Genomic DNA, 6,388 nt, shown 5'->3' on the forward strand with positions numbered 1-6,388 from the left:
GCATGCTCAAGGCAGACCGGCCCTGGCGAACCAACCAGCCTTGACCATCAACACAGTCGCCGGCCTTCGCCGGGATGAGCGGATTGGCGCTGAGCGCTAGCCGAGCACCAGGCGCACCGGGTCGAGGGGCGTGCGGGGCGGATAGTGGTCGCCCAGCAGTTGGACGCCGTCCATCGAGAGCGCCGTCGGGATGATCATCTCGCCGGCCTCGCCGGGCGTCATGGCGCTGAGGTCGAGGCGGGCGATCTCCAGCCGGCGGGTGCGGGCGGGGCTGTCGGCGACGGTCAGGGCCGCGCCGTCAGCGTCGACCTCCACCGCGGGGTCGACGAGGCAGACCGAGAGCATGCCGCCGTGGGCCTCGAACCGCAGCTCGCCCTGGAATTTGCCGGTCCCCTGGAGCTTGCCGTCCGCGCCCAGGCGCAGGTCGCCGCCCGCCAGCGCGGTGAAGGTGAAGCCGCCGTCAGCGTCGCGCGCCGCGCCGTCAGAGGCCTGCGTCACACCGCCGGTGGCCTCCACATAATTGCGGAAGCTCTGTTTCACGCCCCAGCTGAGGCTGGTGGCCTGCACGCGGTCTTGGCTCATCTGGTCTCTCCTAAACTCGACGCACGCTGGACATCGTCACCGGCGGGCTCAGCCACTGGCCGCGCTGCTCGGCGTATTCCGACTTGCCGTTGGTGGGCAGCGACAGGATCTTGCGGACCACCGACAGGCCGCGCACGACCTGGCCGAAGGCGGCGTAGCCCAGATTGTCGCCCGGCGCGCCGGGGTGAGCGTCCAGATAGGGCTCGGGGCTGGCGCAGATAAAGAAGTTGTTGGTCGCGGTGCCGGGCGCGAAACGGCCCAGCGAGATGGTGCCGGCGACATGGCGCAGGCCGGTCTTGGTGGTGCTCTCGTGGCGGATCGGCGGAAAGGGCAGCACCTTGGCGCGGGGCCGGGCCACGATGGTCCCCTGGGTGGGCGCGCCCGGATCGCGCGAGGCGCGGAAGAAGACGCCGTCGTCATAGGCGCGCGCATCGACGTAGCGCAGGAAGTTGGCGGCGGTGAGCGGGGCCTTCTGGGCCTCGAGCTCGACGACGATCACGCCGTGGCGGGTCTCGATGGCGACTCGCGGCTTGCCGGGGGCGGCCAGGCTGGCGGCGGGCGTGGTCATCAGCAGGCCGGCGGCGCCCAGCAGGCTGCGGCGTTTGAGGTCGCTCATGATCTGGTCTCCCCCGCGTTCACATCGCCCCACTCTATCGCCGGGCGCGGCTCGCCGGACAATTGGAGAATGGCGGCGGGGGCGGTCAGGGCGCTAGGCCTCGTCCGGCTTGGCCGCCATCCGGGCCTGGACGAAGTCGCAGAGCGCGGCGATTTCCCGGGCCGCGGCGCGGTCGGTCATTTCCTCGGCCGAGCGCCCGCGCTCCAGCGCCGTCTGGTAGATCGAGCGCGAGCGCAGGATCACCGGCGCCAGCGGCGCCTGCATGTAGTCCAGGCCCTTCAGCGCCCGTTTGACCAGCGGCGCCTCGACGTTTTCGCGCGCCACCGGGGCCTGGTTCACCACCACCGCGCAGGCCTTGCCCAGCTTGCGCACCAGCATCAGGGTCCGCGCCAGCCCCGACAGGTCGATCAGGGTCGGCCGCACGACCAACAGGGCGAAGTCGGCGATGACGATGGCCTCGCTGACCGCCTCGACGGCCCCGGCCGGGGTGTCGATGATCAGCAGCTCCTTGCGCTGGGAGAGCGCCCCGAACTGCGCCGCCAGCACGTTGCGCCCCGACGAGGTGACGCACTCCGGCCCCGGGGTCTCGCGGGCGCTGAGGATGTCGCGGGCGGAAAACTGGGGGTCGATGTCGACCAGCAGCGTGTCGACGCCGCGCAGGTGCGCGCCCAGCGCCAGATGCGTGGCCACGGTGGTCTTGCCCGAGCCCCCCTTCAGGGCGATGACCGCCAACGTCCTCAAGATCGCGTCGCTCCGTACTGTTCCAAGGCGGTTCTCGTCTTCAATTTAGGCGCGTCCGGGGCGGAAGCCGTAGAGCGCCGCGCACTTTTTTGAGGCCTATGTCGGATTGAGCCGGCGGCCGCCGTCCTTGTAGCGTCGAAGCACGTCGCTTCGCTCAAGGAGACGTCAGATGTCCAAGATGATTTTCATCAACTTGCCGGTGGCCGACCTCGCCGCCGCCACCTCGTTCTACGCCGCGCTCGGCTGCACCAAGAACGATCAGTTCAGCGATGACAGCTCATCGTCGATGGTGTGGTCCGACCAGATCACCTTCCAGCTGCTGACCCGCGACTATTTCCAGACCTTCACCTCCAAGCCGGTCGGCGACGCCCACGGGAGCTGCCAGGTCCTGCTGGCCTTGTCGGCGACCAGCCGCGAGGAGGTCGACCACCTGGCGGGGACCGCTGGGGGCCACGGCGGCAAGAGCGATCCAAGGCCGCCGATGGATATGGGATTCCTGTACAACCGGGCCGTCGAAGACCCGGACGGCAATGTGATCGAACTGGTCTGGATGAACCCCGACGCCGTCATGGGCGAGGCCCCCGAGGGCGTAGCGTAGGAACCGGCGGGCGGCCGGGCCGCGCCCGGTCGTCTCACCTGGAGGGAACCCAAGATGCTTTACGCCGTGCTTTGCTATCATGACGAGGCGATCACCAACGCCTGGAGCCCCGCTGAGGAAGGCGCTGTGGTGGAGGCGCTGATCGCCGTCCACGATAAATGGGGCGACAAGTTCCGGCCCGTCCTGCGCCTGATGCCGAGCAGCACCGCGATCCACACGAAGGGCCGCAGCAAGTTCCTGATCGACGGCCCGTTCGCCGAAACCAAAGAGCAGTTGCTGGGCGTCTACACGCTCGATGTCGGCGGCCTGGACGAGGCGCTGGCCATCATGGCCGAGCTCAACGGCGCCAATCCCACCGCGAACTACGAGCTGCGCCCGTTGATGACCTATGTCACCGACGCAGCCTTCGGGCCCGCGACCGCGATCGACGGCGCCGGCCGCGACGACCGGCCCTGACGATTTGCGCCGCAGGACGGCGGTGGCCTGGATGGCGGCCTGACGATCGCCAGGGATGTTCTCCAGGACCTCCCACCTTGGGTAGTTCGAAGCTCTGCGGTATTGCGTGGCGCCGCGGTCTTGGCCCATGACCACCGGCGTCGCCTGATGAGAGAGATCGATGAGCGCCTTCTGGAGCAGCCTGGTGCACGACCTGAAGCCCTATGTGCCCGGCGAGCAGCCGCGCATCGAGGGCCTGGTCAAGCTCAACACCAATGAGAGCCCGATCGGCCCCTCGCCTCGCGCCCAGGCGGCGATCGCCGCGCAGGCCGCCGACAGCCTGCGGCTCTATCCCGACCCCGACGCCAAGGCGCTGCGCGAGACCCTGGCGACCTATCACGGGGTAAGCCCGGCGCAGGTGTTCGTGGGCAACGGCTCCGACGAGGTGCTGGCCCATGCGTTCGCCGCGCTGCTGAAGCACGACGCGCCGCTGCTGTTCCCGGACATCACCTACAGCTTCTACCCGGTCTATTGCCGGCTGTTCGGCATCGACCACGTCACCGTGCCGCTGAATGCGGCGATGGAGATCGAGCTGGCCGACTACGACCAACCGGCCGGGGCGATTATCCTGCCCAACCCCAACGCCCCGACCGGGGTGGCGCTGAGCCGCGCGCAGATCGCCGCGCTGCTGGAGGCCCACCCCGACATCCCGGTGGTGATCGACGAAGCCTATGTCGACTTCGGCGCCGAGACGGCCATCCCGCTGGTCGCCGACCATCCCAACCTGCTGGTGGTGCACACCATGTCGAAGTCGCGGGGCCTGGCGGGCCTGCGGGTCGGCTACGCGATCGGCGACGCGGCCCTGATCCAGGCGCTGGTGCGGGTGAAGGACAGCTTCAACTCCTATCCACTCGGCCGCCCGGCCCAGGCCGGGGCCATGGCCTCGGTCGAGGACGAGGCGTTCTTCCAGGCCAGCCGGGCGAGCGTGATCGCCGGCCGTGAGCGGATGACGCGGGGACTGATCGCGCTAGGGTTCGAGGTCCTGCCCTCCAGCGCCAATTTCGTGTTCGCGCGCCACCCAGGCCACGCCGGCGCGGACCTGACCACGAGCCTACGCGAGCGCGCGGTGCTGGTGCGCCATTTCGCGGCCCCGCGCATCGCCGACTACCTGCGGATCACGGTCGGGACCGACGCCCAGATCGACCAGCTGCTGACGGCGCTGGACACTATTCTGAAGCCCTAACCGCCGGTGCGACGCGCGGCCTCTTCGTCATAGGCCGGACCGCGAGCCAGGGAGCGCGACAGCGGCATCTGGAGCAGCAGGTCGCCGCCCAGCGCCAGTTGGAGCGGGCCGATATCGCGCATCAGGTGGGCGCTGATCGCCGGGGAGATCGAGCCTTCCGGCGCGACCGGGTTCTGGGCCACCAGCTCGGCGAAGTCGCGGTCGTCGGCGGCCGGATCATCGCTCAGATCGCGAACCCGTTCGATGAGCATAGCCGTGGCGGTGGGAGTGCGGCCGCCATCCAGGGCCGAGCCGAGCTGCAGGCCGTCCAGCACCTCGGCGCGAGCGGTAGCCACGCCGTTGAAGATCCCGAACAGCATCGAGCCGCTGGTCACGTCGGCGGCGATGCAGAACAGCTGATTGTGCAGCAGCAGCACCCAGCCGTGAACCACCGTGCCGCCGGCGCCCATGGTCAAGCGCAGCATCCCCGAGGGGTCCATGCGGATCAGGGCGTGGTCGTGCAGGAAACGGCCGGGCTGGAGGATGAAGGGCCGGGTCGAGCGGAAGATGCCCTCATAGGCGGCCCCGCGCAGGGCGGTCAGGGCTTGGACCTGATCGAGGACGGTGAACGGCAGGGCCGGCGCCGGGCGATCCAGCCCCGGAATGGTGGCCGGATCAACGCCCAGAAGCTCGGCCAGGCTGGTGAGGCTGCGGTCCCAATCCAGGCTGGTGAACGAGGGGACGCGCTGGGCGACCAGGGCGGTGATCAGCGAGAGATTATGGCTGGAGGGCTGGACGACGCCGGTCACCCATCGTCCGACCACGGATTTGTCGACCCCGACATCGGCGGCGAGCCGCCCCCGGCTCATCGACAAGGCTTTCAGAACGAGGCCGAGCTTGGCGGAAAACGTCTCCGTCATCGGGTCGCAGCCACTCACAAATCGAGTTGAACAGAACCAAGTCGGGCAACAACGCCGCCCTAAACGGATGGTTGCATGATCCAACCGCCAGGCAAAGCGCGCGGCCTGGAGGCGCGCCCGCGCTTTGGGCTTCCCCGCCGCGCCAGCGTCTCTAGGGTGGAGGGATTAGGGCCGCTGGGCCCGCAGATTCATTGATCGAGCCCCCTCATGAACATCATCGATTTCGAGTGCGACACGCCGACCAAGGAAGCGGTCGAGGACACCGTGCGGCTGATCCAGTCCGGGCGCGGCTTCGACAAGGAGGGCTACGCCCAGCAGATGGCGCCCGGCTGGGCCGCCCAGATCGGCATGAGCCTGGAAGAGTTCAACGAGGCCAAGGCGAGCGAAGGCCTGACCTCGCTTGCCCTGAAGCTGTGCGAGGTCGACATGACCCGGGCCATGAGCCACGCGCAGGTCATCGAGATGCTCGACACCGCCGGGGTCGCCAGGGCCTGTATCGGCAACGCCGGGCGCCGGGCCAGCAACGAGGACGTCGCCAAGTTCGCGGCCGAGTATCCCGACCGCCTGATCCCCTGGTTCCGCATCTGGGGCGAGGAAGGGCAGGCCGGGGTGGCCAAGCTGGAGCATGGCGTGCGCGAACTGGGCGTGAAGGGCTTCGAGGTGTCGAGCTATCGCGAGGGCCGCTACATCAACGATCCGGCCTATTGGCCCTTCCTGGCCAAATGCGTGGAGCTGGACATCCCGGTACGGATCACCGCGGGCCTGCACCTGCTGTCGGACCGGCCCTACGACTACGCCCACCCGAAATATCTGGACGAGGTGGCGGTGCGGTTCCCGACCTTGCGGATCATCGCCGGGCTGTCGGGATGGCCGTGGGTGGCCGAGACCTGCGCCATCGCCTCGCGCCACCAGCACCTCTACATCGACTTCGCCTGCCGGCGCGTGAAGCACATGCTGGCGCCGGGCGCGGGCTATGAGGCGCTGGTCTATTACGGAGCCCGCAACCTGCAGGACAAGATCATCTTCGGCTCCGGCTGGGGCACGCACATGATCCCGCTGGCGCAGCTGGTCGCCGAGACCGACGAACTACCGCTGAAAGACTCCGTGCGCGCCAAGTGGATGGGCGGTAACGCCGCGCGCGTCCTGAAGCTGGGTTAGGGGGTGAAGCTCCCTCGCTCCCTTTTCCTCCCCCATTCATGGGGGAGGGGGACCGCGAAGCGGTGGAGGGGGCATGACTGGGCGCCGAGCCGCCGGCTCGCCCCCCCCCCCCCCCC

Annotated in this window: 8 protein-coding genes; 4 read left to right on the forward strand and 4 right to left on the reverse strand. The window is 69.0% G+C overall.

Going from position 1 to position 6,388, the window contains the following annotated elements:
- Positions 1-96 precede the first annotated feature (96 nt).
- From ASE02_RS14940 to ASE02_RS14950, 3 genes are all read right to left on the reverse strand, one after another.
- Positions 97-582 (reverse strand): HtaA domain-containing protein, encoded by a 486-nt coding sequence (locus ASE02_RS14940; protein ID WP_056735339.1) that lies wholly within the window; start codon positions 580-582, stop codon positions 97-99.
- Positions 583-592: 10 nt separating this feature from the next.
- On the reverse strand, positions 593-1,198 hold the full coding sequence (locus ASE02_RS14945; RefSeq protein WP_056735340.1) for a peptidylprolyl isomerase: 606 nt from the start codon (positions 1,196-1,198) through the stop codon (positions 593-595).
- Between the two features lie 93 nt (positions 1,199-1,291).
- Complete coding sequence (locus ASE02_RS14950) at positions 1,292-1,939, reverse strand: AAA family ATPase (RefSeq protein ID WP_162257181.1); 648 nt, start codon at positions 1,937-1,939, stop codon at positions 1,292-1,294.
- Positions 1,940-2,108: 169 nt separating this feature from the next.
- On the opposite strand from ASE02_RS14950, the gene ASE02_RS14955 reads away from it, so the two are divergent.
- The 3 genes from ASE02_RS14955 (at position 2,109) to hisC (ending at position 4,215) form a co-directional block, all read left to right on the forward strand.
- Positions 2,109-2,537: a VOC family protein gene (locus tag ASE02_RS14955; protein ID WP_056735342.1), complete on the forward strand. Its 429-nt coding sequence runs from the start codon at positions 2,109-2,111 to the stop codon at positions 2,535-2,537.
- A 54-nt stretch (positions 2,538-2,591) separates the two neighbouring features.
- On the forward strand, positions 2,592-2,993 hold the full coding sequence (locus tag ASE02_RS14960) for a YciI family protein (protein WP_056735343.1): 402 nt from the start codon (positions 2,592-2,594) through the stop codon (positions 2,991-2,993).
- Positions 2,994-3,153: 160 nt separating this feature from the next.
- Positions 3,154-4,215: a histidinol-phosphate transaminase gene (gene hisC, locus ASE02_RS14965; protein ID WP_056735344.1), complete on the forward strand. Its 1,062-nt coding sequence runs from the start codon at positions 3,154-3,156 to the stop codon at positions 4,213-4,215.
- Here the strand turns inward: hisC and ASE02_RS14970 are convergent.
- Positions 4,212-5,114, reverse strand: a complete 903-nt coding sequence (locus ASE02_RS14970) for a transcriptional regulator (protein WP_056735345.1) — start codon at positions 5,112-5,114, stop codon at positions 4,212-4,214. The two genes, hisC and ASE02_RS14970, sit on opposite strands and share 4 nt — an antisense overlap.
- Before the next feature lie 207 nt (positions 5,115-5,321).
- Here ASE02_RS14970 and ASE02_RS14975 point away from each other — a divergent pair, with 207 nt between their 5' ends.
- On the forward strand, positions 5,322-6,272 hold the full coding sequence (locus ASE02_RS14975) for an amidohydrolase family protein (RefSeq protein WP_056735346.1): 951 nt from the start codon (positions 5,322-5,324) through the stop codon (positions 6,270-6,272).
- Positions 6,273-6,388: the final 116 nt, after the last annotated feature.

Origin of the sequence: Phenylobacterium sp. Root700 (assembly GCF_001429025.1) — a bacterium.
Lineage (GTDB): Bacteria > Pseudomonadota > Alphaproteobacteria > Caulobacterales > Caulobacteraceae > Phenylobacterium.